The sequence below is a fragment of the Achromobacter kerstersii genome, assembly GCF_902859595.1.
GTDB classification, from domain to species: domain Bacteria; phylum Pseudomonadota; class Gammaproteobacteria; order Burkholderiales; family Burkholderiaceae_B; genus Achromobacter; species Achromobacter kerstersii.
This window is the reverse complement of record NZ_CADIJQ010000011.1, coordinates 1-25,717: the sequence shown is the minus strand read 5'-3', so window position 1 is coordinate 25,717 and position 25,717 is coordinate 1. Positions and strand designations below refer to the sequence as shown.

The following is a 25,717-nucleotide window of genomic DNA, read 5'->3' as shown; positions in this document are numbered from 1 at the left end:
TCCTGCAAACCCGAGAGCATACAAAACCTGAGACGGTTACGGGCGGCCAGGCCTGCTGGAAACCGCCCGCCCGCCCCGCGCCCGGCGGTTTACTGCAAGCGCCACTTGCCGGACGCCACGGTCGCCATGACCAGCGCCCGCTCGTCCAGCCCGTTGTGATCGGTGGGGCTCATGCTGACCACGCCCGTCGCGGTCGGCAGGTTCTTGACGTTCTCCAGGGCGTCGCGCAGCGCGGCCCGGAACTCGGGCGTGCCGGGCTTGGCCGTTTTCAGCGCGACGGGAATCGCCTGTTGCAGCAGCAGGCCCACGTCCCAGGTGTAGGCGGCGAAGAGCGACACGCTGCCCGCCCCGTTGGCGGCCTCGTACTTCTTCGCGAACGCCTGCGCCGTGGCCTTGACCGGGTTGTCAGCGGGCAGCAGGTCAGCCACCATCACCGGCCCGACCGGCACCCAGGCACCCTCGCAGGCCGTGCCGCACACGCGCAGGAAATCGTTGTTGGCCACGCCATGGTTGAAATAGATCTTGCCCTTGAAGCCGCGTTCGCGCAGCGCCCGGGCGGGCATGGCGGCCGGCGTGCCAGACGCGCCCACCACCACGGCGTCGGGCGCCGCGCCGATCAATTTCAAGGTCTGGGCGACGGCCGAGGTGTCGGCCGGCGCGAAGCTTTCTCTGCCCACCACCTCGATCCCGTGCTTCTTGGCCGCCTTCTCGACTTCCACCCAGAAGGTCTCGCCCAGGGCGTTGTTGAATCCGATGAAGCCCAGCTTCTTCACGCCATTGGCGGCGGCGTGGCGGGCGATGCCTTCGGCCATCAGCGAATCGGAGTGTGGCGTTTTGAACACCCAGCGCCGCTTGTCGTCCACCGGGTCAATCAGCCGGGCCGACGAGGCCAGCGTAATAACGGGCGTGGCCCCGGTTGCCACCGTATCCAGCATGGCCATCGTGTTGGGCGTGGTGGTGGAACCGATGATCAGGTCCACCTTGTTCTCGGAGATCAGCTTGTGGGAATTGCTGACGGCCCGGGTGGTGTCGGAAGCGTCATCCAGGACGATGTATTCAACCTTCATGCCGCCGATTTCGGTGGGCAACAGGCTGATGGTGTTGCGTTCGGGGATGCCCAGCGACGCCTGCGGGCCGGTCGTGGACAGGGTGGCGCCAATCTTCACTTGCGCCAGCGCGGGCGAGCCGCCCGCCATCATCAAGGCCGCCAGGGCGGCGGCCATCAAGGTGCTACGAGGGGTCATGCGCGGTCTCCTTGGGTGCGCGGATGTCGTTGTAAGGACGACGCCGATCCGCTACGGCGGTGAACGCAGTTATACGGCGGGAATGGCGCGGCGCAACCCCCTCGGAATCCCCTCTGTTCCGCCCCTATTAACCGTCCCCTTTACAATAGCCGGTTGCCCCGAGCTCGCCCGGCCGTCGCGGCCTGCGTTTTGCGCCGCCGGCCCTCACTGACAGACAGATATCCGCGTGACCCAGTCCCTGACCGTTTCCGATTTCAATTACGAGCTGCCGCCCGAGCTGATTGCGCAGACGCCCGCCGCCGAACGCACGGCCAGCCGGCTGCTGCATCTGGACGCCGCAAGCCAGCTGCACGACCGCCAATTCGCCGACCTTGCCGGCCTGCTGCGCCCGGACGACCTGCTGGTCTTCAACGACACGCGCGTAATCAAGGCGCGCCTGGCCGGGCACAAGATCACGGGCGGCAAGATCGAAGTCCTGGTCGAACGCATCACCGAACCTGACCGCGTGCTGGCCCATGTGCGCGCCAGCAAGTCGCCCGGCGCTGGCATGGTGCTGCGCCTGGCCGACGCGTTTGACGCCACGGTGCTGGGCCGCGAAGGTGAGCTTTTCGACATCCGCTTCCCTGGCCCCGTGCTGGACTTGCTGGACGCCCATGGCGCGACCCCGCTGCCGCCCTACATCACGCACGCGGCCGACGCGGGCGACGATGACCGTTATCAAACGGTCTACGCCCGCGAACCGGGCGCGGTGGCCGCGCCCACAGCCGGCCTGCACTTTGACCAGCCCACGCTTGACCGCCTGGCCAGCCTGGGCGTGGCGCGCGCTTTTGTCACGCTGCACGTCGGCGCAGGCACGTTCCAGCCGGTGCGCGTGGACAATCTGGCCGACCACATCATGCACGCCGAATGGTTCACGGTGCCGCAGGCTACCGTGGACGCCATCGCCGCCACCCGCGCCAAGGGCGGCCGCGTCATCGCCGTTGGCACCACCAGCGTGCGCGCCCTGGAGTCCGCCGCCGCACAGACCGAAGGCCGCACGGCCCCCGGCCTGCCGCTGGCTGCCGCCCAAGGCGACACCCGCTTGTTCATCACCCCCGGCTACACGTACCGTGTGGTGGACGCGCTGGTCACCAACTTCCACTTACCCCAGTCGACCCTGCTGATGCTGGTGTCGGCGCTGGCCGGCGTCGAGCCGATCCGCCGCGCCTACGCCCATGCGGTGGCCCAGCGCTACCGCTTCTTCAGCTATGGCGACGCCATGTTTATCGAGTCCCCCGCCCCATGACCGGACTGAATTTCGAACTGCTCGCCACTGACGGCGGCGCCCGCCGCGGCCGCATCACGCTGAATCACGGCGTGGTCGAGACGCCCATCTTCATGCCTGTGGGCACCTATGGCAGCGTGAAGGCCATGATGCCGCACGAGCTGAAAGAGATCGGCTCGCAGATCGTGCTGGGCAACACGTTCCACCTGTGGCTGCGCCCGGGCACGGAAATCATGGAAAAGCACGGCGGCCTGCACGGCTTCATGCAGTGGGACAAGCCCATCCTGACCGACTCGGGCGGCTTCCAGGTGTTCAGCCTGCAAGGCATGCGCAAGATCACCGAGGAAGGCGTGAAGTTCGCCTCCCCGATCGACGGCGCGCGCCTGTTCCTGACGCCCGAAGAATCCATGCGCATCCAGCGTTCGCTGAATTCGGACATCGTCATGGTGTTCGACGAATGCACGCCTTACGAAATCGACGGCCGCCCGGCCACGGTGGAAGAAGCTGCCCGCTCGATGCGCATGTCGTTGCGCTGGGCGCGCCGCTCGCGCGACGAATTCGACCGCCTGGGCAACCCGAACGCGCTCTTTGGCATCGTTCAGGGCGGCATGTACGAATCGCTGCGCGATGAATCGCTGGCGGGCCTGCAAGACATCGGTTTCCACGGGTACGCCATCGGCGGCCTGTCGGTGGGGGAACCCAAAGAAGACATGATGCGCATCCTGGCGCACGTGACGCCCAAGCTGCCGGAGCAAGCCCCCCGCTACCTGATGGGTGTGGGCACGCCGGAAGACCTGGTCGAAGGCGTGAGCCGCGGCGTAGACATGTTCGACTGCGTCATGCCCACCCGCAACGCGCGCAACGGCTGGCTGTTCACCCGCTTTGGCGACGTCAAGATCCGCAACGCCAAGTACCGCGACGACACCCGCCCGCTGGACCCCAGCTGCTCGTGCCACACCTGCGGGAATTTTTCGCGCGCTTATCTGCATCATTTGCAGCGGGCCAACGAGATCACCGGCGCGCGCCTGAACACGCTGCACAATCTGCATTTCTATCTGACTATCATGAAGGAAATGCGCGAAGCGATCGCCGCCGGGCGTTTCGACGCATGGCGCGCGCAGTTCGCCGCCGACCGGGCGCGCGGCATCGAATAAACCGGCCTTTTTCCAGGGGGGCCTTTTCTATCGGGAATTCGCCCCCATAGATTCGGTTCCCTCCCTAGTGAAAGGCTGGCAATAAGATAGATACAATAGTCGGCTTGCCCTATCCATGGCTCGCGCGGGGATGGGCGCATAACAAGACAGCTAAGAGGTTTGACGCTGACCCACGGTTACACAGAGAACCCGGGCATCGCCAGCCGTAGCAACAAACAACCCAAACAGACTTAAACGCAGGAGAATTCAATGTCCGTTATCGATACCGCAAGCCTCGTCGTGGCTCAAGCCGCCGCCCCTGAAGGTAATGCGTTGATGGGCATGTTGCCCATCGTCCTGATGTTCGTGATCCTCTATTTCCTGATGATCCGTCCCCAGATGAAGCGTCAGAAAGAGCACCGTAACCTGATCGCCGCCCTGGCCAAGGGTGACGAAGTGGTCACCGCCGGCGGCATGCTCGGCAAGGTCACCAAGGTCAACGACAGCTACGTGACCGTTGAAGTCTCCGAGCTGGCCGACAAGCCCGTCGAAGTGATCATGCAGAAGTCGTCGGTTTCGACCGTGCTTCCTAAAGGAACCATCAAGGCCCTTTAAGCGTCTAATAGAGCCCCATCGGGCTCTTAATTACGTTTGATGGGACCCACCGCCGCCCGCCGCGTTCATCGCCCGGGCGGCCCTTTTATCACCCTGACATGAAGTAGCCGGCAATGAACCGCTATCCCCTCTGGAAGTACATTACGGTCCTGATCGCGGTCATCATTGGCCTGCTGTACACGCTTCCCAATTTCTACGGCGAATCCCCTGCCGTCCAGGTGTCCAGCGCCAAAGCCACCATCAAGGTCGACGCGGCCATGCTGAGCCGGGTCGATCAGATCCTGACGGACGCCAAAATCCCCAACGAAGGGGTGTTCTACGAACAGAACGGCACGCTCGGCACCGTGCGCGCCCGCTTCTCCTCGACCGACCTGCAATTGCAGGCGCGCGATCTCATCGACAAATCCCTGAATACCGTCGCAGGCGACCCGCATTACACCGTGGCGCTGAACCTGCTGCCCGCCTCGCCCGCCTGGATGCGCGCGATGGGCTGGTTCGCCCCCAAGCCCATGTACCTGGGCCTGGACTTGCGCGGTGGCGTGCACTTCCTGCTGCAAGTCGACATGCAGGGCGCGCTCACCGCCCGCTACGACTCGCTGTCGGCCGACGTGCGCTCGGTGCTGCGTGACCAGAAGGTCAACGTCGCCAGCGTCGAACGCTCCGGCATGGGTGTGGCCGCCACGTTCGCCAACAACGACGACCGCGACCGCGCCATCTCGACGCTGCGCACCCGCCTGCCCGACCTGGAATTCACCGAGCGCGAAGAAGGCGGCAAGCCGCTGCTGATGGGCGCCCTGAACCCGGCCGCCGTCCAGCGCGTGCAAGACTCGGCGCTCAAGCAGAACATCAACACCCTGCACAACCGGATCAACGAACTGGGCGTGGCCGAACCGGTCATCCAGCAACAAGGTTCGGACCGCATCGTGGTGCAACTGCCCGGCGTGCAAGACGTGGCCAAGGCCAAGGAATTGCTGGGCCGCACCGCCACGCTGGAAATCCGCATGGTTGACGACACCCCCACCGCGCAAGCCGCGCTGATGGGCGGCACCGTGCCGTTCGGCCTGGAACGCTACAACGACCGCGACGGCCGTCCGATTCTGGTTCGCCGCCAGGTCGTCCTGACGGGTGAAAACCTGCAAGACGCCCAGCCCGGCCGCGATTCGCAAACCCAGCAAGCCGCCGTCCACCTGACGCTGGATTCCAAGGGCGCCCGCATCTTCCGCGACGTCACCCGCGACAACATCGGCAAGCGCATGGCCATCCTGCTGTTTGAAAACGGCAAGGGTGAAGTGGTCACGGCGCCGGTCATCCGCAGCGAAATCGCGGGCGGCCAAGTGCAGATCTCGGGCAGCATGAGCTCCGAAGAAGCTGCCGACACCGCGCTGCTGCTGCGCGCCGGCGCGCTGGCCGCACCGATGTCCATCATCGAAGAACGCACCATCGGCCCGAGCCTGGGCGCCGACAACATCTCGAAGGGCTTCCATTCGACGCTGTACGGTTTCCTGGCCATCGCTGCCTTCATCATCCTGTACTACCACTTGTTCGGCGTGTTCTCCACCGTCGGCCTGACGCTGAACGTGCTGTTGCTGCTGGCGCTGTTGTCCATGCTGCAAGCCACGCTCACGCTGCCCGGCATTGCCGCTATCGCGCTGACGCTCGGTATGGCCATTGACTCGAACGTGCTGATCAACGAGCGGATACGGGAAGAATTGCGCGCGGGGGCTTCTCCGCAGCAGGCCATTCACCAAGGTTTCGAACGCGCCTGGGGCACCATTCTTGACTCCAACCTCACGACGCTCATCGTCGGTCTGGCGCTCTTGGCCTTCGGTTCGGGTCCGATCCGCGGCTTCGCGGTGGTGCACTGCCTGGGCATCCTGACCTCGATGTTCTCGTCGGTGGTGGGTGTGCGCGCGCTGGCCAATCTGTACTACGGCCGCAAGAAGAAGCTCACCACGATTTCCATCGGCGAAGTCTGGAAACCGAAGGCTAACTGACAATAAGGCGGGCGGCGCAAGCCGCCCTCCACAGAAAAGAACCGAAGGCGAAAAATGGAATTTTTCCGTATTCACCGCACCATCCCGTTCATGCGCCACGCGTTGGTGCTGAACATCATCAGTCTCGTCACGTTCGTCCTGGCGGTCTTCTTCATCCTCACGCGCGGCTTCCACCTGTCGATCGAGTTCACCGGCGGCACGGTCATGGAAGTCAACTACGCCCAGACGGCGCAGTTGGAAAACGTGCGGGGCGTGGTGTCCAAGCTGGGCTACACCGACTTCCAGGTGCAGAACTTCGGCACCTCGCACGACGTCATGATCCGCCTGCCGCTGCAGGAAGGCCAAACGTCGGCGACCCAAAGCGAAACCGTCATGGCCGCGCTGAAGACGGCCGACTCCGGCGTCGAACTGCGCCGCGTGGAATTCGTGGGCCCGCAAGTCGGCCAGGAGCTGTTGCACAACGGCTTGATGGCGCTGCTGGTCGTGGTCATCGGCATCATGGTGTACCTGGGCTTCCGCTTTGAATGGAAGTTCGCCGTCGCCGGCGTGATCGCCAACCTGCACGACGTGGTGATCATCCTGGGCTTCTTCGCCTTCTTCCAGTGGGAATTCTCGCTGTCGGTGCTGGCGGGCGTGCTGGCGGTGCTGGGCTACTCCGTGAACGAATCCGTGGTCATCATGGATCGTATCCGCGAGAACTTCCGCAAGTACCGCAAGGCGGACGTGCAGGAAGTCATCAACAGCGCCATCACGCAAACCATTTCGCGGACCATCATCACCCACGGTTCGACGCAGATGATGGTGCTGGCCATGCTGTTCTTCGGCGGCCCCACCCTGCACTACTTCGCCATGGCCCTCACCATCGGCATCTGGTTCGGCATCTACTCGTCGGTGTTCGTCGCCGCCGCGCTGGCCATGTGGATGGGCGTGAAACGCGAAGACCTGATCAAGCCGGTCAAGAAGGAAGGCGAGGAAGGCGAAGTCGCCTGATCCCCACCTAACCTGGGCTTCAAACAAAAACCCGTCGCTTGTGCGACGGGTTTTTTGTTTTCTGCTTGCTTTGATTCCTGGCCCTGCACACCTCGGTCTCTACGAATAGCCGCACGGGGCCGATTCGTATACCTTTGCCGTTCTCGCCGCAAGGCGTATTGAAATATATCGGCAATCGGACGCGGCGGGCATCATCGTCACGGCCTGATTCGCACTGTACCGATGGCATGCCTGCGGGTGTACGGGTACGAATCCGCCAGCATTCGCTACCATAGGCCACCATGAAACTCACCATTGATCATCTCGTCATTGCCGCGGCGGATCTTGCCAGCGGTACGGAATATGTCGCTGACCTGTTGGGTATTGCGCCCCAAGGCGGTGGCGCGCACCCGCGCATGGGGACCCACAACCGCGTGCTGGGCATGGCGGACGGCGTGTATCTGGAGGTCATCGCCATTGATCCCGATGCGCCCGCCCCCGAGCGGCCACGCTGGTTCGGGCTGGATCAGGGCGCGATGCGCGCGCGGCTGGAACAGGGGCCTTTCCTGGCGCATTGGGCCGCGCGGGTGGAAGCGCCGCTGGATCTGACCCACATGCAGGCCGAGCACCCCGACCGCATAGCGCCCGTCATCCCCATGATGCGTGGCGACCTGCGCTGGCGCTTGACGGTGCCAGACGACGGCAGCCTGCCCGTCTGGCGCGAAGCGGGCCACACGGTCGGCGATGGCCTGCTGCCCACGCTGATTCAATGGGATGTGGACACTTACCCCGGCGTCAGCTTGCCCCGCCAGCCCCTGAAACTGCTGCGGCTGACCGGTCACCACCCGCAGGCGGGCCTGCTGCGCCAAGGGCTGACCTGGATGGGCGCCGATACCCTGATCGACCTGGAACAAACTGACGGCCCGCCGCGCCTGACCGCGCTGATCGACACGCCACACGGGCAGAAGACCCTGGCGTAGATCGTGGCCCCCCAAAAAAAACCAACCGGAGACTTCGCATGACCGCCACCCGCAAACGCTTTGACGACGAGCCCTATCTGGACCAGTGCCAAGCCACCGTCATCGCCGTCAACCCCGAAGGCGTCGAGCTGGACGAGACCATCTGCTATGCCCGCAGCGGAGGCCAAGCTGGCGACAGCGGCACGCTGACCCTGGCCGACGGACGCGTCCTGACGCTGGCAGACACCGTCTACGCCGACGACCGCCAGCGCATCCTGCACGTGCTGACGCTGGCGGACGGCGACACGCCCCCGCAAGTGGGCGACCGCGTCACCGTCGCCATCGACTGGGCGCGCCGCCATCGCCTGATGCGCCTGCATACCTGCCTGCACCTGCTGGGGTCGCTGGTGCCCGCACCCGTGACGGGATGCAGCATCTCGGCCGACTCCGCCCGCATCGATTTCGACCTGCCCGAATCCACGCTGGAAAAAGTGGAACTGACCGAACGTCTGAACGCACTGATCAGCCGCGACATCGACGTCACCGTGAACGGCATCACGCCTGAGGAACTGGCCGCGCAGCCTGACCTGGTGCGCACCGTGGGCGCCGCCCCGCCGGCAGGCACCGCCAAGATCCGCATCATTGAAATCCCGGGGGTAGACCGCCAGCCCTGTGGCGGCACCCATGTGCGCAATACCCGTGAAATTGGCCCGGTGGCGATTGCCAAGATCGAAAAGAAAAGCCGCACGAACCGCCGCGTGGTCGTCAATTTCGCCTGAAGCTCCGCCGTAGAGCTTTACCGAGAAGCTCCGCCGTAACGCTTTACCGTGAAGCTCCGCCGTAACGCTTTACCGTGAAGCTCCGCCGTGACGCTTTACCGTGAAGCCCCCGAACGTTGCGATAAAAAAAGCCGCGATTCACATCGCGGCTGTTTTTCTCCAGCAAGCCCCTTCACGCTTTTTTCCACCAACGCCAGGGCGCGCGCAACGGCCATTGATACTTGCTGCACAACACGCGCGGCGCCAGCACATGGCCGACCAGCACGGCGATACCGGCCGCCGTCATCACATCCGACAGGTAGTGGTCCAGGTTAACCAGGCGGCTCATCGCCACCAGCGTGGCCAGCAGCAGAAACGCCACGCGCCAGCGCGGGGCCAGGATGCTCAGCACCACCGCCACGGCAAACGCCGCATAGGTGTGGCTGGACGGAAAGGAATTGAACTGCTGCACGCGCGAAAAGGACTCGCCCAGGCCGTAGATGCCTTTCTCGAAAAACAATTCAGGACGGGCGCGCGCCACCGAACGCTTGAGCACCAGCACAATCAGCCCGCCCACCGCCATGGTGGACAGCATCAGCAAGCTGCCGCGCGCCATGCTGGCATAGCTCATGCGCAAGGGGTTGCGCCAGCCGCGCGCCAGGCCCACCAGGCCGATCACGTAGAACGCCAGCGCCACGCCAATGTACGGGCCGCTTTCACCCATCTGCCCGACCCATTCGAACGACTCGTTCACGCCGTCGGACACCGACTGCTTGATCCAGATGGCCAGCGGCAAATCCACCCAGCGCGCACACGCGCCCGCCAGCAGCGCCAGGCCGGCGCCCAACAACAGCCAGACGGCCAGCGAAAACGGGTTGCGAACCTCGTCCTGCACAGGCAGGCCAGGCGCGGCGGAGGCGGCAGGAGCGGTGACCGGAGGCGTGAGAGGGTTGGAGTTCATCGGTACCGCTCAAAGAGAATAAGAAATGTTACTGCGGGCTGAAATTCGGCCGGCTCGCTATCGTAACGGCGCCCGCGCGCCAGACCAAGAAACAATTTTCACGCAAGGGTTAAAATCCCGCCTTTCCACCCCTTTCAGCCCCCGGGATCTACACCCGTCACGGCGAACATCATGCAAGCAACCTCCCTCAAGCGTGAAAACGCGCCCGCGCGCGATGGCGACACCGCCGCAGCCCCCAATTCCGACGCCCTGGCCGACGTCCTGGCCGCTACCGAAGCCGGTTCCCCCCGCAAGCTGTACATCCGCACCTTCGGCTGCCAAATGAACGAGTACGACTCGGACAAGATGGCTGACGTGCTGCGCGACGACCAGGGCCTGGAACTGACCGACAACCCGGAAGAGGCCGACGTCATCCTGTTCAACACCTGTTCGGTGCGCGAAAAGGCGCAAGAAAAAGTGTTCTCGGACCTGGGCCGCGTGCAGCACCTGAAAAAGACCAACCCGAACCTCGTGATCGGCGTGGGCGGCTGTGTGGCCAGCCAGGAAGGCGAGGCCATCGTCAAGCGCGCGCCTTACGTGGACGTGGTGTTTGGCCCGCAGACGCTGCACCGCCTGCCCGACCTGATCGCGCGCCGCCGCGCCGAAGGCCGGTCGCAAGTGGACATCAGCTTCCCGGAAATCGAAAAATTCGACAACATGCCGCCCCCGCGCGTCGATGGCGCGACCGCATTTGTGTCGATCATGGAAGGCTGTAGCAAGTACTGCAGCTTCTGCGTCGTGCCGTACACGCGCGGCGAAGAAGTCTCGCGCCCGTTTGAAGACGTGCTCGTTGAAGTGGCTGACCTGGCCGACCAGGGCGTGAAGGAAGTGACGCTGCTGGGCCAGAACGTGAACGCCTATCGCGGCAAGATGGAAGGCACGGACGAAATCGCCGACTTCGCCATGCTGCTGGAATACGTGCACGAAATTCCCGGCATCGAGCGCATCCGCTACACAACGTCGCACCCCAAGGAAATGACGCAGCGCATGGTGGACGCCTACGCCCGCCTGCCCAAGCTGGTGTCGTTCCTGCACCTGCCCGTGCAGGCCGGCAGCGACCGCGTGCTGGCCGGCATGAAGCGCGGCTACACCACGCTGGAATTCAAGTCGGTCGTGCGCCGCCTGCGCGCGGCCCGCCCGGACCTGACCCTGTCTTCCGACTTCATCGTGGGCTTTCCGGGCGAAACGGAAGAAGACTTCGAAAAGACGATGAAGCTGATCGAGGATGTCGGTTTCGACACGTCGTTCTCGTTCGTCTATTCCCGCCGCCCGGGCACGCCCGCCGCCGACCTGACGGACGACACGCCGCAAGACGTGAAGCTGCGCCGTCTGCAGCGGCTGCAAGCCCTGATCAACGAGCAGGCGGCCACCATCGCCCGCAACATGGTCGGCACGCGCCAGCGTCTGCTGGTGGAAGGCCCCTCGCGCCGCGATCCCAACGAACTGATGGGACGCACCGAGAACAACCGCATCGTGAATTTCGCCGCGCCCGCGCGGCTTATCGGACAAATGGTCGACGTCATCATCACCGAAGCGCACACGAATTCGTTGCGCGCCCGGGTGGCCGATGTGGACCGCGTTTCCCAAGAGGCTGAATGACCACTCCCCGCTCCCGCGCCCGTCGCAGCATGCCCGCCGTCGTCAGTCTGGATGGCGACAACACCCACCTGGCCAATCTGTGCGGCCCGCTGGACGAAAATTTGCGGCAGCTTGCCGACGGCATGGGCGTCACGCTCTCGCGCCGTGGCAGCCGCGTCACCATTGAAGGCGAACGGGCCGAGCTGGCCGGCCGCGTACTGCGCCGATTCCACGAACAGGCCGTACACCGCGCCTTGTCGGTGGATGATATCCAGCTGGGTCTGGTGGAAATTGGCGTGGGGCGGCAGGAAGACAAGCCCGAGGCGGAACAGGCTCGCGAAGCCGATCCGCTGCCGGCCCTGGACGACGAAAGCGACAGCATCGCGCTACGCACCAAGCGCAGCGACTTGCGTCCGCGCACGCCGCGCCAGCGCGACTACCTGAACAACATCCTGAAGCACGACATCACGTTTGGCGTCGGCCCGGCCGGCACCGGCAAGACCTGGCTGGCCGTGGCGTGCGCCATCGACGCGATGGAACGCGACACCGTGCAGCGCCTGGTGCTGACGCGCCCGGCGGTTGAAGCCGGCGAGCGCCTGGGCTTTCTGCCCGGCGATCTGGCCCAGAAGGTGGACCCGTATCTGCGCCCCCTGTATGACGCGCTGTACGACTTGATGGGGTTCGAGAAGGTGCAGCGCCTGTTCGAAAAGCAGACCATCGAAATCGCCCCGCTGGCCTACATGCGCGGCCGCACGCTGAACCATGCCTTTGTCATCCTGGACGAAGCGCAGAACACCACGCCGGAACAGATGAAGATGTTCCTGACGCGGATCGGCTTTGGCAGCAAGGCCGTCATCACCGGCGACCCGTCGCAGGTGGACCTGCCGCGCGGCCAGGACAGCGGCCTGGCCCATGCGGTCAAGGTGCTTGAAGACGTGCAGGGCATCGCCACCACCCGTTTCACCAGCCGCGATGTTGTGCGCCACCCGCTGGTCGCCCGCATCGTCGACGCCTATGACCGCGCCTCTGAAAATGACGCCTGAGCTGTCCCTGTCCGTCCAGTACGGGGTTGAAGAAGCCCGCCTGCCCCGCTGGCGCCTGCGCCGGTGGGCGCAGCGCGCACTGGCCGCCGCGGCCGAAGACGGTCTGGTCGATTTTTCGGCCGCCGAACTCAGCCTGCGGCTGGTCGGCACGGCCGAGGGCCGCCGCCTGAACCGCGATTTCCGCGAGCGTGACTACGCAACCAATGTGCTGACGTTCGAGTACGGCGTCGACCCGCTGGGGGTCGCGCGCGGCGACATCGTGATGTGCGTGCCCGTGCTGGTGCGCGAGGCCCGCGAACAGCGCAAAGCCCTGCTGGACCACGCTGCCCACCTGACCATCCACGGCGTGCTGCATTCGCTGGGCTATGACCACATCAAAGCCCGCGACGCCAAGCGCATGGAGGCCCTGGAAACCGCCACGCTGGCGCAGATGGGCATCACGGACCCGTACCTGATTACGGAATAACGGCGTTCGGGTCTACCCCTAGAAATTGCGGAAAATGGCGGCCAGCAAGGCGCAGATGCCGTCGTTTGGACCCATTTTCAGGGGCGCAGTTACAAACGGGAAGCCAGTTTCGGTTATGCTGGCCCCTCCATAACTTGTCCTCCCGGACGATGTCTGACCCTTACCCTGCTCCCGAAGCGACCTCTGCTCGCTCAGCCAAACCCGCCACCAAATCCCTTCTAGACCGCCTGCTTTCCCTTGTGCGCCGAGAGCCCGAGGACCGCGAAGGCATCAAGGCCATTCTGGAAGCCGCCCACGACCGCCACCTGCTGGACGCGGAGTCCTACAAGATGATCAAGGGCGCGCTGGCCGTGTCCGAAGGCACTGTTGGCGACATCATGGTCCCGCGCTCGCGCATGGATCTGCTGGACGTCACGCAGCCCATCCCGTATCTGGTGGCCTCGGTGATCGAAACCGCGCACTCGCGGTTCCCGGTCTACGAAGGCGATCGCGACAACATCATCGGCATCCTGCTGGCCAAGGATCTGCTGCGCTGCATGCTGGAACCCGGCATTGAAGTGCGCACGCTGGTCCGCCCCGCCGTGTTCATCCCCGAATCCAAGCGCCTGAACGTGCTGCTGCACGAATTCCGCGCCAGCCGTAACCACCAGGCCATCGTCATCGATGAGCATGGCGGCATTTCGGGCCTGGTCACGATGGAAGACGTGCTGGAACAGATCGTCGGCGACATCGAAGACGAGTTCGACGAAACCGAGGAAGACGAGATCTTCCCCGAAGGCGAGAACCAGTGGCGCGTCTTGGCGGCCACCGACATCTCGCACTTCAACGAGGTGTTCGGCTGCCAACTGCCGGATGACGAATACGACAGCGTCGGCGGTTGGATGGGCGGCCAGTTGGGCCGCATTCCTCGCCGCGGCGACATCGCCGAATTCGACGGCCTGCGCATGGAAGTGGCTCGCGGTGACGCGCGCCGCGCCATCTGGCTGCGCGTCAAGCGCAACAACCCCACCCAAACCCCCCGCCCCAACGACGACGCATGAGCCGTACCCCGCGCAGCCGACTCCTGCGCGGCGCCGCCGGCCTGATGCTGGCGGGCGCCGTGCACGCCCTGACTTTTGCGCCCGGCCCCTTGCCGGACTGGGTGTTGGCCATCACGCAAATCCTGGCGCTGGCCATCGCCGCGCGGGTCACCTTGACCGCACCGTCGGCCAAGCAGGCCTGGATGCGGGGCTGGCTGTTTGGCTTCACCACGTACGCGGTGGGCCTGTATTGGCTGTTCATCAGCATGCATCGCTACGGCGACCTTGCCGCGCCGCTGGCTGTGGCCGGCGTGCTGGCCTTGTCTGCCTTCCTGGCGTTGTTTCCCGCCACGGCCAGTGCGCTCACGCGCCGCTTTGCGCCGCTTGCGCCCGATTCAAAACCGTCCGCCATCCTGGCCTCCACGTTGACGTGGGCCGCCATGTGGGCGGGTTTCGAATGGCTGCGCGCGGTGCTGCTCACGGGCTTTCCGTGGCTGAACATCGGCTACGCCCATGTGGACAGCCCCATCGCGGGCTGGGCGCCAGTGCTGGGCGTACACGGCATGGCGTTTGTGGCGGCGTTCGTTGCGGCCGCCATCGCCAGCCTGTGGCAACCGTCGCGCAAGAAAGCGATGGATTCGCGCCAGGCCATGGCGGCGGGTATCGCGGTGGCGTTGGCTGCCGCGGGCTGGCCGCTGTCGCGCGTGGACTGGTCATCGCCCACCGGCGACCCGCTGAATGTGCGGCTGATCCAGGGCAACATCGAGCAATCCCAAAAATTCGACCCGGCGCTGCTGGAACAAAGCCTGGTGCGCCATCTGGAAATGACGGCCTTGCCGCCCGCCGCTGGCGTGCCGGCGCCGCAACTCGTGATCCTGCCGGAAACCGTGCTGCCCGTATTTCAGGACCAGCTTGATCCGCGCATCTGGGACGCCTGGCGCGGCGTGGCGGCGCGCGGCAACATGACGATTGCCATGGGCGTGCCGCTGCACGACCGCATCAACGGCCGCGAACGCTACACCAACAGCGTGATCGGATTCGACGGCAACACGCCGGTCGAGCAACTGGTGGGCGGCAGCACGGCCATGCGCTACGACAAACGCCATCTGGTGCCGTGGGGCGAATATGTGCCGCCGGGCTTTCACTGGTTCGTCGACATGCTGAACATTCCGCTGGGCGACTTTGATCGCGGCGGCGAACGCCAGACGCCGTTCGCGGTGGGTGGCCAGCACATCGCGTTCAACATCTGCTACGAAGACCTGTTCGGCCCCGATCTACTGCCCGCCTTGCAACCCGGCGACAAGGGCGAACCGGGCGCGACCATCCTGGTCAACGTCAGCAACCTGGGGTGGTTCGGGGATTCCTGGGCCTTGCGCCAGCACTTGCAAATTGGCCGCCTGCGCACGATGGAAACCGCTCGCCCCATGCTGACCGCCACCAATACCGGCATCACCGCCGCCATCGACGCCAAGGGCCACGTTGCGGCTCAGCTCGCGCCGCTGCAAGCGGGCGTGCTGCCGGTGTCGGTGCAAGGCATGACCGGGTTGACGCCCTATGCGCGCTTTGGCGACAAGCTGGCGTTGGCGCTGGTGGGCTTGGCGCTGATCGCCGCCATCGGTACTGGCCGGAAATCCCGCCGGCCCTGATCTCGTATCAAGCGAACAGGAGCCGCCCCTGATCTCCTATCAAGCGAACAGGGGCCGCCCCTGTCTTCGTATCAGGCGAACAGGTTGGCGGGCAGTTTGCCGCTGTCTTGCGGCGGACGCAGCGGCCCCGAACCCGCGCCCGTCAGCTCAATCGCTTCGGCGATGATGTCCAGATCGTCACTATCCAACTCCAATTCCGCCGCCCCCAACAGGCCATTGACCTGCGCGGCGCTACGCGCGCCCACGATGGCGCCCGTGACCCCCGGCCACGCCAGCGTCCAGGCGGCCGCCACCGCCGCCACCGTGGTGCCATGCTGTTCAGCAATGGGTTTGAGCGCGTCGGCCAAGGCCAGATTGCGCTCCAGATTCGGGGACGTAAATTCCGCGTTGCGTGAACGCCAGTCATCCGCTGGCAGCGCCCGCGCTCGCGCCGCCGAGAAGCCGCCGGTCAACAGACCGGACTGCATCGGGCTGTAGACGATGACGCCCACATCGTGCTCCGCGCACCACGGAATCAAATCGGCGCCCGCGCCGCGTTGAATGGCCGAAAACGGCGGCTGCAACGAATCCACCTGCCCCAACCCACACGCGTCCTGCAACTGCGCCAGGTTGTGGTTCGACAAACCCACCGCCGCGACCTTGCCTTCCTGCTTCAAGTCGAGCAAGGTCTGCCAATAGGTTTCGATGGGCGTGTCGTCGCCCGCCGGCCAGTGCATTTGGTAGAGGTCGATGCGCTCTATGCCCAACCGGCGCAGCGAGTCTTCGACTTCTCGGCGAATGCTGGCGGGGGCCCCTGTGCGGCGAGGCATCGCTTGCGGATTTTCCGTGGACCACGTCAACCCGCATTTCGTGAAGACATAAGGCCGTTCGGCGGGCGCCATCTGCGCCAGCGCGCGGCGCACGATCTCTTCGGAATGCCCCAGCCCGTACACCGCCGCGGTATCGACCCAGTTGATGCCGCGATCTACCGCCAGACGTATCGCGGCAATCGAGTCCGCGTCGTCCTGCTGCCCCCAGCCGACTGCCCATCCATTGCCGCCGATTGCCCACGCGCCCAGTCCGATACGCGTAATGTCCATGCCACTGCGGCCCAGCGGCCGAGTGGGTAAAGAAGTGTTTGTGCGCATGCCGGATGTCTCAGGTTGGCGCGGCGCTTTTTTTTTGCTTGAAAGCCGCATGATGAACAAAAAAATTTCCCTTCACGATATCACTGTCACAAGCCTTTGATTTTTCTGGATTCTGCACCAATCGCCCGGCACTCGCAGCCGAAAAATCGCTCAAGAAATGCGCAAAAAAAGGCGTCCTGCCCCTATTTTTTTTGAAGTTTTATGCTTTTTGCGCCACATCGACTTGCACACCCGATTTTGTTCGTGCATAATCTCGTTTCTTCGCCAACGGCACTAAACAAAACCGGCAACGAACTACGAAAAACGCACCATAAAACGTGTGTTCAACTCGTAAAACGTAGCAGGAATTGATTAGAGAAACGGGGGTATAGCTCAGCTGGGAGAGCGCTTGCATGGCATGCAAGAGGTCAGCGGTTCGATCCCGCTTACCTCCACCAGTCAACAGCGAAGAATGCGGTACAGCAAGTCCAAGTCCCCTTCGTCTAGAGGCCTAGGACATCACCCTTTCACGGTGAGTACAGGGGTTCGAATCCCCTAGGGGACGCCAGTTTACTGGCAGCAGTAAAGCAGTAGATAAGTGCAGTTGAAGTGACAAAGTAGTTGAGTAAGCCGCTGCGGAGCGGTAGTTCAGTTGGTTAGAATACCGGCCTGTCACGCCGGGGGTCGCGGGTTCGAGCCCCGTCCGCTCCGCCAAAAGCTCTCGCTCTGAGTCTTTCAAGAGCTCCGTCTTCGGGGCTTTTTGCTTTTATAGAGTGTGAGACCTTGTTGTCTGTAGTGTGAGACATCAAGTGCCCTGGGGGGTATAGCTCAGCTGGGAGAGCGCTTGCATGGCATGCAAGAGGTCAGCGGTTCGATCCCGCTTACCTCCACCAGTAAGCAGTACAGTAGTAAAGTTGTTTGCAGTTCTGTTAGTTCAGGTCCCCTTCGTCTAGAGGCCTAGGACATCACCCTTTCACGGTGAGTACAGGGGTTCGAATCCCCTAGGGGACGCCAGCTTTTCTGGCATGCAGTACCTAGTAATATCAAGCTGCCTTGACACCGCAGTGTAGTAATGAAGTTCAGTTAAGCCGCTGCGGAGCGGTAGTTCAGTTGGTTAGAATACCGGCCTGTCACGCCGGGGGTCGCGGGTTCGAGCCCCGTCCGCTCCGCCAAGCACTTTGTGCTTGTCAGCATCGCAGCATGCAAATCGCAGTACCCGCCTAGAGCTCCGGATTCCGGAGCTTTTTGCTTTTCAGCGCCTGCATTTTTTCAGCGCCTGCATTTTTTCAGCGCCTGCTTTTTTTCATGCGCCTCTCTTTTTCAGCGCCTGCACTTTTTTCGTGCATGCCACGCATGCGATTCGATGCGCGAGCGCCGCGCCTCTCTCTACCCTCCCCCCCGCCGCTAAGACTCGTTCGTTTTGCCCTCTGGACAGCATCGCCATGCGCCTGCATTCTGTGTGCTCATGCCATGCGAACCCGAAGAGGACTACGTGACCGCAAACGCCGCCGCCCCCCACGCGCATCGCCAGCACCTGCAAAGCATCATTGCAGGCTTGAATGAAGGCATCATCGTGCTTGAACCCGACGGCTCCATTGCCTGGGCCAATGACAGCGCACTTGAGTTGCACGGCGCAGAATCATTGGAAGCACTGGGCGACACGCCCGCCGGCTATCGCAAGCACTACACACTGACCTATCGCAACCATCACCGCGTGCCTGCGCGCCAGTATCCGCTGGACCGCCTGGCCGCTGGCGAAGCGTTCGATGACTTGCTGCTGGACCTTGGCCGCAAGGACGACGAAGACTTCCTGCGCAACGTCCGTGCACGCGGCTTGAATCTGGAAGGAGACAGCGGCGCCGACTACCGCGTGCTGATCCTGCATGACCAGACCGAGCAAATAAACGCCGAGCAGCGCTTTGAACGCACCTTCGGCGCAAACCCCGCGCCCGCGCTTATCTGCCGCTTGTCAGACCTGCGCTACGTCAAAGTGAACCAGGGCTTTCTGGAAATGACGGGCTACACGCGCGACGCCGTGCTAGGCAAGTCGGCTTATGAACTGGATGTGCTGGACGGCGGCGAAGACAAAGAAGAGGCCGTCGCCAAATTGAACGAAGGCGAGACCATTCCCCAACGCGAAGGCGTGGTGAAGCTGGCCGATGGCGGCGCCAAGTTCGTGATGGTGGCGGGCCAACCCATCGACATGCAGGACGAGCCCTGCATGCTGTTCACCTTCATCGACCTGGAAGCGCGCAAGCGCACCGAGCTGGCGTTGCGCGAAAGTGAAGAGCGCTTCTCGAAAGCGTTCCTGCTTGCGCCCGTGCCAATGGCGGTGTGCGAAGGCGACACGCTGCGCGTGCTGGACATCAATGACGCGTTTGCGGCGGCGACCGGCGCTTCGCCGGAAGCAAGCGTGGGCGAAGTGCTGACCGACGTGGGCTTGCAGCCCTACGAAGGCATGGCCACGAGCCTGAAGCGCGGGGACAGCGCGCGCAACCGCGAGGCCACGCTACGCACGCAGGAAGGCGACACGCTGAACTGCCTGGTGTCTGCCGAGCCCGTCATGATCGGCGGACAGCGCCGCCTGCTGATCGTGATGCAGGACATCACCGAACGCAAACGCTCTGAAACCGAACTGCTGACTGCGATTGAAGCGGTGATGCAGGACACGTCGTGGTTCAGCCGCGGCATCATCGAAAAGCTGGCCCAACTGCGCGAACCCGCGCCCGCCTCTCGCGACGTCGCCGAGCTGTCGCAACTGACGGCACGTGAACGCGAGGTGCTCGGCCTGCTGTGCCAGGGCCACGACGATGATGGCATCGCCAAGAGCCTGAATTTGTCGCGCAATACGGTGCGCAACCACGTAGCCACCATCTACAGCAAGATCGGCGTGCATCGGCGCAGCGCGGCCATTGTGTGGGCGCGCGACCGGGGCATCACGGGGCACGAAGCGGGGCGCGCGAAGGACAAACCCGCCAAAGACTGACCTTGGCGCTTGGTTATTTACAATTTGAATCAAAATATCCGGGGTGTTCGCGTCGGCGAAGATGCCATCGCGTTAGACAACGCCGCCTGCTTAAATCGCCTATTTGATCCAAAAATGCCGGCAACCCGCCGGCATTTTCACGCCTGCGGCCTACATTGCGCAAACCCTGCGCAGGTTCTTACGATCCGCCGATCCCGTGCTTGCCCGTTCCGGACAAGCGGCGCGATCCCCGTAAGACCGACAGGAGCCCGTTCATGCAGACCGCCTATATCCCCGTCCCGACAACGTCCAAGCACACGCCCGCCCCCGCCTGGAGCACTGCGGACATCATGGCGCTTTACGAGCTGCCGTTCATGGACCTGGTGCATCGCGCCCAGCAGACGCACCGCGCGCATTTCGACCCGAACGCCATTCAGTTGTCGAGCCTGCTGTCGATCAAGACCGGCGGCTGTCCCGAAGACTGCGCGTATTGCCCGCAGTCTTCGCATTACGACACCGGGCTGGATGCCGACAAACTGATGCCGCTGGACGAGGTTGTCGCGGCCGCCCGCGCGGCGCAAGCCGGTGGCGCGCAGCGCTTCTGCATGGGCGCCGCGTGGCGCAGCCCCAAGCCGCATCACCTGCAAGCCGTGGCCGAGATGGTGACCGCCGTGAAGGCGCTGGGCCTGGAGACCTGCGTCACGCTGGGCATGCTGCGCGACGGCCAGGCCGAACAGTTGAAGGAAGCCGGCCTGGACTACTACAACCACAACCTGGACACGTCGCCCGAGTTCTACGGCAAGATCATCTCCACCCGCACGTACCAAGACCGCCTGGACACGCTGGACCGCGTGCGCGACGCCGGCATCAACGTGTGCTGCGGCGGCATCGTCGGCATGGGCGAATCGCGCCGCGAACGCGCCGGGTTGATCGCACAGCTGGCCAGCATGGAGCCGTACCCCGAGTCGGTGCCGATCAACAACCTGGTCCAGGTGGAAGGCACGCCGCTGGCGAATGTGGATGCGCTGGACCCGTTCGAATTCGTACGCACCATTGCGGTGGCGCGCATCACGATGCCGCGCGCCGCCGTGCGCTTGTCGGCAGGCCGCGAGACCATGGACGACGCCTTGCAGGCCTTGTGCTTCATGGCCGGCGCCAATTCCATGTTCTACGGCGACGCGCTGCTCACCACCGCCAACCCGCAGATGGAAGCCGACCAGCGTCTGCTGGAACGCCTGGGCATGCGGGTCGATGCAACGCAGCATCATGCCCAGCAGCCTGCGCAACCGAACGCGCAACAACACCCGCAGCAGCATCCGCAGCAGCATCCGCAACAGCACACGCAACCCCACACGCAACCACGCGCAGGCGCGACGTGTCGCTGACCCCGGGCGTGCTGTATCTGCTGGCCAGCGTGGGGTGCAGCGTCACCGTTGCGGTGCTGCTGAAGCTGGCGCGCCGCTACGACATCGACGTGCGGCAGGCCATCGCCGTCAACTACGCGGTGGCCGCCCTGCTCTGCTGGGCCGTGCTGCGCCCGGACACGGCCACGTTGATGACGCCGCACACACCGTGGGCCGTGCTGGCGGCGCTGGGGGTGCTGTTGCCCAGCGTGTTTCTGGCGATGGCGGCGGCGGTGCGGCATGCGGGCATCGTGCGCAGCGATGCGGCACAGCGGCTCTCGCTGTTCATCCCCTTACTGGCGGCCTTCGTGCTGTTCGGCGAACCCGTCAGCGGCCGCAAGCTGGCGGCGATTCTGCTGGCGTTCACGGCATTGGCGTGCTTGTTGCGACGCGCGGGGTCCGGTCGCTCGGGACACCGTAACCCGATGCCCGGCCATCCGGCATCCGGCAGCCCGGAATCTGGCAGCCCGGCATCTGGCCACCCGGCATCCGGCGGCTCGTCTACTGGCCCAGCGGCACCGGACGGCCGAAGTCTGTGGGTCTGGCCGCTGGTGGTGTGGGCCGGCTATGGCGTCATCGACATCCTGTTCAAACAGGTGGCGCGCGCGGGTACGGCGTTCTCGGGCGGTTTGTTGTTGGCGTTTGTGCTGGCGGGGCTGCTGATGCTGGCCTATCTGCTGGCCCGCCGGGTGCGATGGGAGCGCCGCCATCTGCTGGCCGGCGTGGCGCTGGGGCTCGCCAACTTTGGCAATATCCTGACCTACATCCGCGCGCACCAGTCGCTGCCGGAGCATCCTGCGCTGGTGTTCGCATCGATGAACATGGGCGTGATTACGCTGGGTACGCTGGTGGGCGCGCTAGCGTTCCGCGAGCCGCTGACGCGGGTCAATGCGCTGGGCATCGTGCTGGCGCTGACCGCGATCGTGCTGATGGCGCCCTGGTAAGGGCGCAGGGTCAAGTGCCGGTGCGGCGCTCGGGTTCGGATGCGTCAGCCTCGGCTGCCGCTTCTGTCCTGGCGCCGATTGCCCTAGCGTCGACGGTTCCTGCTTCGGGGAGCCCACCAGCATGGACTGCCCCAGCTCCGGCTGCCGCAGCATGGGCTGCCCCAGCATGGGCTGCCCCAGCTTCTGCTGCCCCAGCTTCTGCTACCCCAGCTTCTGCTACCCCAGCTTCTGCTGCCCCAGCATCGGCTGCCGCAGCATGGGCTGCCCCAGCATGGGCTGCCCCAGCATCGCCCGCGACATCCGTCACAGGCGGGGCAGGCGCGGCCGACGGGTCGGGTTGCACCATTTCCATCGCAATATCGTTCTCAGGATCAACACGCGGGTCCAGCACCGCCGAGGCGGGCGAGCTTTGCAGCGTGTCGGGCATCGGAACGAAATGCGTTGGCGCTTCGTCGACCTGATGCGCGCCGGTCACGCGGGTCGGGCGCACCTGCCAGACCAGGATCAACGCGCAAGCCGAGATGAACACGTAGTACATGCTGGGGCCAGCCAAGGACATCAGCAGACCCGCCACCATGGGGCCGATGCACGCGCCCACGCCGTAGGTCATGAGCAGCACGGCGGACAGGCTCACGCGGCGCTCGGATTCAACGTGGTCGTTCGCGAACGCCGCGCCCAGTGGATACAGGGTGAATTGCAAGATGCCGAACACGCACGACAGCGCCACCATCGCCCAATACGGCAAGGTCAGCCAGCCCCACATGACCGTGGGCAGCAGCACCAGCAGCAAGGCGTTGAAACGGATCAGGCCCGCGCGGTTGATGCGGTCAGACAGCCAGCCCATCGGCCATTGCGACAACAGGCCGGCGGTAACGGCAGCCGCGACAAAGATAGCCGCCTGCGACGTCGACAAACCATGCTTGGCGCCATAGACGGCAGCCAGGCCATAGAAGGCGCCGGATAGATTGCCCGCCACGAACAACACCGTCATCGACAACGGCACGCGGCGCATGAAGAAGCGGATATCCAGCGGCGCAGGCAACGGCGTGGGCGGGTGAGAACGCGCGGTGACGGCAATAGGCACCAGACACAGCACCAGGCACATCGCGACGAGCGTCAAGGGACGCAGGTCCAGCGTGGCGTAGGCGGTCAGCGCCAGTTGCCCCAGCACCGTGCCCAGCCCGGACACCACCATGTACACCGAGAACACCCGGCCGCGCTGATGGTTTTCCGTCTGCTCATTCAACCAGCTCTCGATGACCATGAATTCGGTCACCATCACCACGCCTGAAATCACGCGGAACACCAGCCACAGCGGCATGGAATCGACCAGCGTCTGGGCCAGGATCATGCTGGTGGCGATGGCCGCACAGGCAACGAACGCGCGGATATGTCCCACGCGGATGATGAGCTTGTGCCCCAGCCGCGCCCCGCACACCAGGCCCAGGTAGTAGCCGGCGATCAACGCGCCGATCCACACTTCGCTGACGGACTGTGACGTCAGCCGAAGACCCATATAGGTGTTGAACAGACCCGTGCCGATAAGCATCAGCAAGGTCGCGAAGTACAGCGACGAGAAAGAGGAGATGGTGGCGAGCATGGCGTTGGCAACCGCTGCTGGCAATAGCGCGGCAGGCTGCAAAGGCAACCTGCCGCGTTGAGCGGTAAGACAGGAACTACGTTAGATCAGACTTGCGACAACATCGTGGCGGCGTCGCTGACTTCGAACTTGCCAGCCGCTTCCACGTTCAGTTGCTTGACCACGCCGTCGACGATCAGGGCCGAGTAGCGTTGCGAACGCACGCCCATGCCGCGCGCGATCAGGTCCAGTTCCAGACCCAGTTCCTTGGTCCACAGCGCCGAGCCGTCGGCCAGCATGCGAACCTTGCCTTCGGTCTTCTGTTCACGGCCCCAGGCGCCCATGACGAAGGCGTCGTTGACGGACACGCACCAGATTTCATCCACGCCCTTGGCCTTCAAGGCGTCGGCTTGTTCCACGTAGCCAGGCAGATGCTTGGCGGAGCAGGTCGGGGTGAAAGCGCCCGGCACGGCGAACAGCGCGATAGTCTTGCCGCGGGTCAGGTCAGCGACCTGGAACGCGTTGGGGCCCAGCGAGCAGCCGGCGGTTTCGGTTTCGATGAATTCGGTCAGGGTGCCATCGGGCACGCGGTCGCCGACTTTGATCGTCATGTAAATCTCCAGGATGTAGGGGGTGATGCATTGAGGCAGGAGCGCCTCACATCCGCCATCATAGTTCCTGTATGGCTCACTTGCTGCGTGAGACCGCGCAAGGAAAGAAAGTCGCACAGTCTGAAACGACTCCATACCCTGGCTACATGGCGAGGAAACGGCTGCTTGCCATAATGATGTAGTAACCCACGCCCGCGGCGCTTGGGGTTCCCCTGTGTGTTCAGTGCTATTTCCAGCCCTGCGGGCATTGAGCGGAGATTCAATGATGCGAAAGATCTTGACCGGCTTGGCTTGGGTCCTGGCCACCGCAACGGCCCCGGCCTGGGCCGCCCCGGATGCGGCCGATCAGGCCCAATACGATTCCTTCGTGGTCGCGGCAGGCGCCTCCAATGGCGCGGCCCGTGCTTGTGGCGCATCGGAACCGGATTTGGCGCAGCATCAGGCGACGTCTAAGAAAAACCTGATGCAGTACGCAGAGGAGTATGGATTTTCGTCTAAGGAATACGAGGGCTTGTTTCAGAAGGGCCTGGGAGACGGGAAGACGATGATGGAGGATATGAAGCGGTCTGGCGTGGATGGATGCCGGGGCGTGCTGGGAAGCTTTCAGAACGAGCGGGTGATGGGATATGAGGAGATGAAGGGGGTGTTGGCAGAGGTTAGTGATGGGTTGCCGGGGGAGAAGGCGCAGTAGCTTTTTTGACGTGGGGTTGTTGGTTCTTAAGGCGCCCGACGGGCCGGTGCCTGGGGGTGGGCGGGTCAACGATTGCGGTCCGGAGCCTTCGCTCCGGACGCTCCCTTCGTCATCCGTTGCGGCCTGCGGCCGCTGCCTTCAGATTCCCTCGGGCTTATCGACTCCCCGCCCACCCCCAGGCACCGGCCCGTCGGGCTCTGCTGGTTGAATCTTGGCGGCCCAGGGGGAGAACGGTGTGCTTGGGGTTCTGCTGCACCAAGAGAAGTGGTGGAGGATCTTGCGGGGCCCGCCCCCGGCCGGCCGCGCGGGCGGCCTTGGGGGGCTTACGCGTTGTGGTGCGTCGTGACGAAGTTCGCTTCGCGTGTGGCTGCTGGGCGCCGGTTCTTTTTGGCGCTGGTGGCCGTTTGAAGCAATTTGCGGGGTCGTCCCTTGTCGGCCGCGCGGGCGGCCTCGGGGACTTGGCGGTGTCTGACGTTGGGATGATGCCGCTGTGCGCTTGCAGAAAGTGGCCTTGCGGGGCTTGCCTCAACCCGGCCGCCCGGGCGGCCTTTTGAGGCTATCGTGATGTGCTACGTCGTGACGACGTTGATTGTCTTCGTGGGAAGAATCGCTTGCCGCGACGGGAGTGTCAGTTTTTTTGTGTTTAAGGCACTCAGTGCCTGATCCCGTGGAGGATCAGGCGTGTTGATGCTATCTCAGCGATACGGGTCAGTGAAGCGTTCAGCGTAAA

The 25,717-nt window shown here is 64.1% G+C and carries 21 protein-coding genes and 6 tRNA genes; 22 read left to right on the top strand and 5 right to left on the bottom strand.

The features are described 5' to 3' along the window. Window positions 1-89: 89 nt before the first annotated feature. The gene (locus HV765_RS25570; RefSeq protein ID WP_054422558.1) at window positions 90-1,244 is read right to left on the bottom strand and encodes an ABC transporter substrate-binding protein; all 1,155 of its coding nucleotides are present in this window, start codon (window positions 1,242-1,244) and stop codon (window positions 90-92) included. 226 nt (window positions 1,245-1,470) lie between these two features. Here HV765_RS25570 and queA point away from each other — a divergent pair, with 226 nt between their 5' ends. The 7 genes from queA to HV765_RS25535 all read left to right on the top strand — a co-directional run bounded on the left by queA (window position 1,471) and on the right by HV765_RS25535 (window position 8,957). Then, complete coding sequence (gene queA, locus HV765_RS25565) at window positions 1,471-2,529, top strand: tRNA preQ1(34) S-adenosylmethionine ribosyltransferase-isomerase QueA (protein ID WP_175171407.1); 1,059 nt, start codon at window positions 1,471-1,473, stop codon at window positions 2,527-2,529. Further along, window positions 2,526-3,662: a tRNA guanosine(34) transglycosylase Tgt gene (gene tgt / locus HV765_RS25560; protein ID WP_054422560.1), complete on the top strand. Its 1,137-nt coding sequence runs from the start codon at window positions 2,526-2,528 to the stop codon at window positions 3,660-3,662. Before queA ends, tgt begins: the two co-directional genes overlap by 4 nt. A 249-nt stretch (window positions 3,663-3,911) precedes the next feature. Next, window positions 3,912-4,256 (top strand): preprotein translocase subunit YajC, encoded by a 345-nt coding sequence (gene yajC / locus HV765_RS25555; RefSeq protein WP_006221220.1) that lies wholly within the window; start codon window positions 3,912-3,914, stop codon window positions 4,254-4,256. Between the two features lie 113 nt (window positions 4,257-4,369). Next, window positions 4,370-6,250 carry a protein translocase subunit SecD gene (gene secD, locus HV765_RS25550; RefSeq protein ID WP_054422561.1) on the top strand — a complete coding sequence of 627 codons (1,881 nt, stop codon included), beginning with the start codon at window positions 4,370-4,372 and terminating at the stop codon, window positions 6,248-6,250. A gap of 54 nt (window positions 6,251-6,304) precedes the next feature. Further along, a complete protein-coding gene (gene secF / locus HV765_RS25545) occupies window positions 6,305-7,240 on the top strand; it encodes a protein translocase subunit SecF (RefSeq protein ID WP_054422562.1) in 936 nt (311 codons plus the stop codon). 281 nt (window positions 7,241-7,521) lie between these two features. Then, entirely contained in the window at window positions 7,522-8,199 is a 678-nt protein-coding gene (locus HV765_RS25540) for a VOC family protein (RefSeq protein WP_175171406.1), read from the top strand. Window positions 8,200-8,237: 38 nt separating this feature from the next. Then, window positions 8,238-8,957, top strand: coding sequence for an alanyl-tRNA editing protein (locus HV765_RS25535; protein WP_054422564.1), 720 nt, complete (start codon window positions 8,238-8,240; stop codon window positions 8,955-8,957). A gap of 172 nt (window positions 8,958-9,129) precedes the next feature. Here the strand turns inward: HV765_RS25535 and HV765_RS25530 are convergent, their stop codons facing one another. Next, the gene (locus HV765_RS25530; protein WP_175171405.1) at window positions 9,130-9,897 is read right to left on the bottom strand and encodes a phosphatase PAP2 family protein; all 768 of its coding nucleotides are present in this window, start codon (window positions 9,895-9,897) and stop codon (window positions 9,130-9,132) included. A 171-nt stretch (window positions 9,898-10,068) separates the two neighbouring features. Here HV765_RS25530 and miaB point away from each other — a divergent pair, with 171 nt between their 5' ends. The 5 genes from miaB to lnt all read left to right on the top strand — a co-directional run bounded on the left by miaB (window position 10,069) and on the right by lnt (window position 15,688). Then, on the top strand, window positions 10,069-11,535 hold the full coding sequence (miaB, locus tag HV765_RS25525; RefSeq protein ID WP_054422565.1) for a tRNA (N6-isopentenyl adenosine(37)-C2)-methylthiotransferase MiaB: 1,467 nt from the start codon (window positions 10,069-10,071) through the stop codon (window positions 11,533-11,535). Then, complete coding sequence (locus HV765_RS25520) at window positions 11,532-12,557, top strand: PhoH family protein (RefSeq protein WP_054422566.1); 1,026 nt, start codon at window positions 11,532-11,534, stop codon at window positions 12,555-12,557. The genes miaB and HV765_RS25520 overlap by 4 nt, the downstream gene beginning before the upstream one ends. After that, window positions 12,547-13,023, top strand: coding sequence for an rRNA maturation RNase YbeY (gene ybeY, locus HV765_RS25515; protein ID WP_156336562.1), 477 nt, complete (start codon window positions 12,547-12,549; stop codon window positions 13,021-13,023). The genes HV765_RS25520 and ybeY overlap by 11 nt, the downstream gene beginning before the upstream one ends. A gap of 149 nt (window positions 13,024-13,172) precedes the next feature. Further along, window positions 13,173-14,063 carry an HlyC/CorC family transporter gene (locus HV765_RS25510; protein WP_054422568.1) on the top strand — a complete coding sequence of 297 codons (891 nt, stop codon included), beginning with the start codon at window positions 13,173-13,175 and terminating at the stop codon, window positions 14,061-14,063. After that, window positions 14,060-15,688, top strand: a complete 1,629-nt coding sequence (lnt, locus tag HV765_RS25505; protein WP_175171404.1) for an apolipoprotein N-acyltransferase — start codon at window positions 14,060-14,062, stop codon at window positions 15,686-15,688. The genes HV765_RS25510 and lnt overlap by 4 nt, the downstream gene beginning before the upstream one ends. 71 nt (window positions 15,689-15,759) lie before the next feature. On the opposite strand, the gene HV765_RS25500 is transcribed toward lnt, so the two are convergent. Then, window positions 15,760-16,815, bottom strand: coding sequence for an aldo/keto reductase (locus HV765_RS25500; protein WP_254600729.1), 1,056 nt, complete (start codon window positions 16,813-16,815; stop codon window positions 15,760-15,762). Window positions 16,816-17,176: 361 nt separating this feature from the next. Between HV765_RS25500 and HV765_RS25495 the strand changes: the two genes are divergently transcribed. The 9 genes from HV765_RS25495 to HV765_RS25455 all read left to right on the top strand — a co-directional run bounded on the left by HV765_RS25495 (window position 17,177) and on the right by HV765_RS25455 (window position 22,106). Beyond that, a tRNA-Ala gene (locus tag HV765_RS25495) sits at window positions 17,177-17,252 on the top strand. 34 nt (window positions 17,253-17,286) lie between these two features. Beyond that, a tRNA-Glu gene (locus tag HV765_RS25490) sits at window positions 17,287-17,362 on the top strand. Window positions 17,363-17,431: 69 nt separating this feature from the next. Continuing rightward, window positions 17,432-17,508, top strand: a tRNA-Asp gene (locus HV765_RS25485). Window positions 17,509-17,611: 103 nt separating this feature from the next. Next, a tRNA-Ala gene (locus HV765_RS25480) sits at window positions 17,612-17,687 on the top strand. A gap of 45 nt (window positions 17,688-17,732) precedes the next feature. Continuing rightward, window positions 17,733-17,808, top strand: a tRNA-Glu gene (locus HV765_RS25475). Window positions 17,809-17,889: 81 nt separating this feature from the next. Continuing rightward, window positions 17,890-17,966: transfer RNA gene (locus HV765_RS25470), tRNA-Asp, on the top strand. Window positions 17,967-18,286: 320 nt separating this feature from the next. Then, the gene (locus tag HV765_RS25465; protein ID WP_420840162.1) at window positions 18,287-19,780 is read left to right on the top strand and encodes a helix-turn-helix transcriptional regulator; all 1,494 of its coding nucleotides are present in this window, start codon (window positions 18,287-18,289) and stop codon (window positions 19,778-19,780) included. 254 nt (window positions 19,781-20,034) lie between these two features. After that, complete coding sequence (gene bioB, locus HV765_RS25460; protein ID WP_254600728.1) at window positions 20,035-21,144, top strand: biotin synthase BioB; 1,110 nt, start codon at window positions 20,035-20,037, stop codon at window positions 21,142-21,144. Continuing rightward, the gene (locus tag HV765_RS25455) at window positions 21,141-22,106 is read left to right on the top strand and encodes an EamA family transporter (RefSeq protein ID WP_175171513.1); all 966 of its coding nucleotides are present in this window, start codon (window positions 21,141-21,143) and stop codon (window positions 22,104-22,106) included. Before bioB ends, HV765_RS25455 begins: the two co-directional genes overlap by 4 nt. Before the next feature lie 10 nt (window positions 22,107-22,116). Here HV765_RS25455 and HV765_RS25450 read toward each other — a convergent pair whose 3' ends face one another. Then, a complete protein-coding gene (locus HV765_RS25450; RefSeq protein ID WP_254600727.1) occupies window positions 22,117-23,706 on the bottom strand; it encodes an MFS transporter in 1,590 nt (529 codons plus the stop codon). Window positions 23,707-23,792: 86 nt separating this feature from the next. Next, window positions 23,793-24,296, bottom strand: coding sequence for a peroxiredoxin (locus HV765_RS25445; RefSeq protein ID WP_054422572.1), 504 nt, complete (start codon window positions 24,294-24,296; stop codon window positions 23,793-23,795). 265 nt (window positions 24,297-24,561) lie between these two features. Here HV765_RS25445 and HV765_RS25440 point away from each other — a divergent pair, with 265 nt between their 5' ends. Continuing rightward, the gene (locus HV765_RS25440; RefSeq protein ID WP_175171512.1) at window positions 24,562-24,987 is read left to right on the top strand and encodes a hypothetical protein; all 426 of its coding nucleotides are present in this window, start codon (window positions 24,562-24,564) and stop codon (window positions 24,985-24,987) included. Window positions 24,988-25,717: the final 730 nt, after the last annotated feature.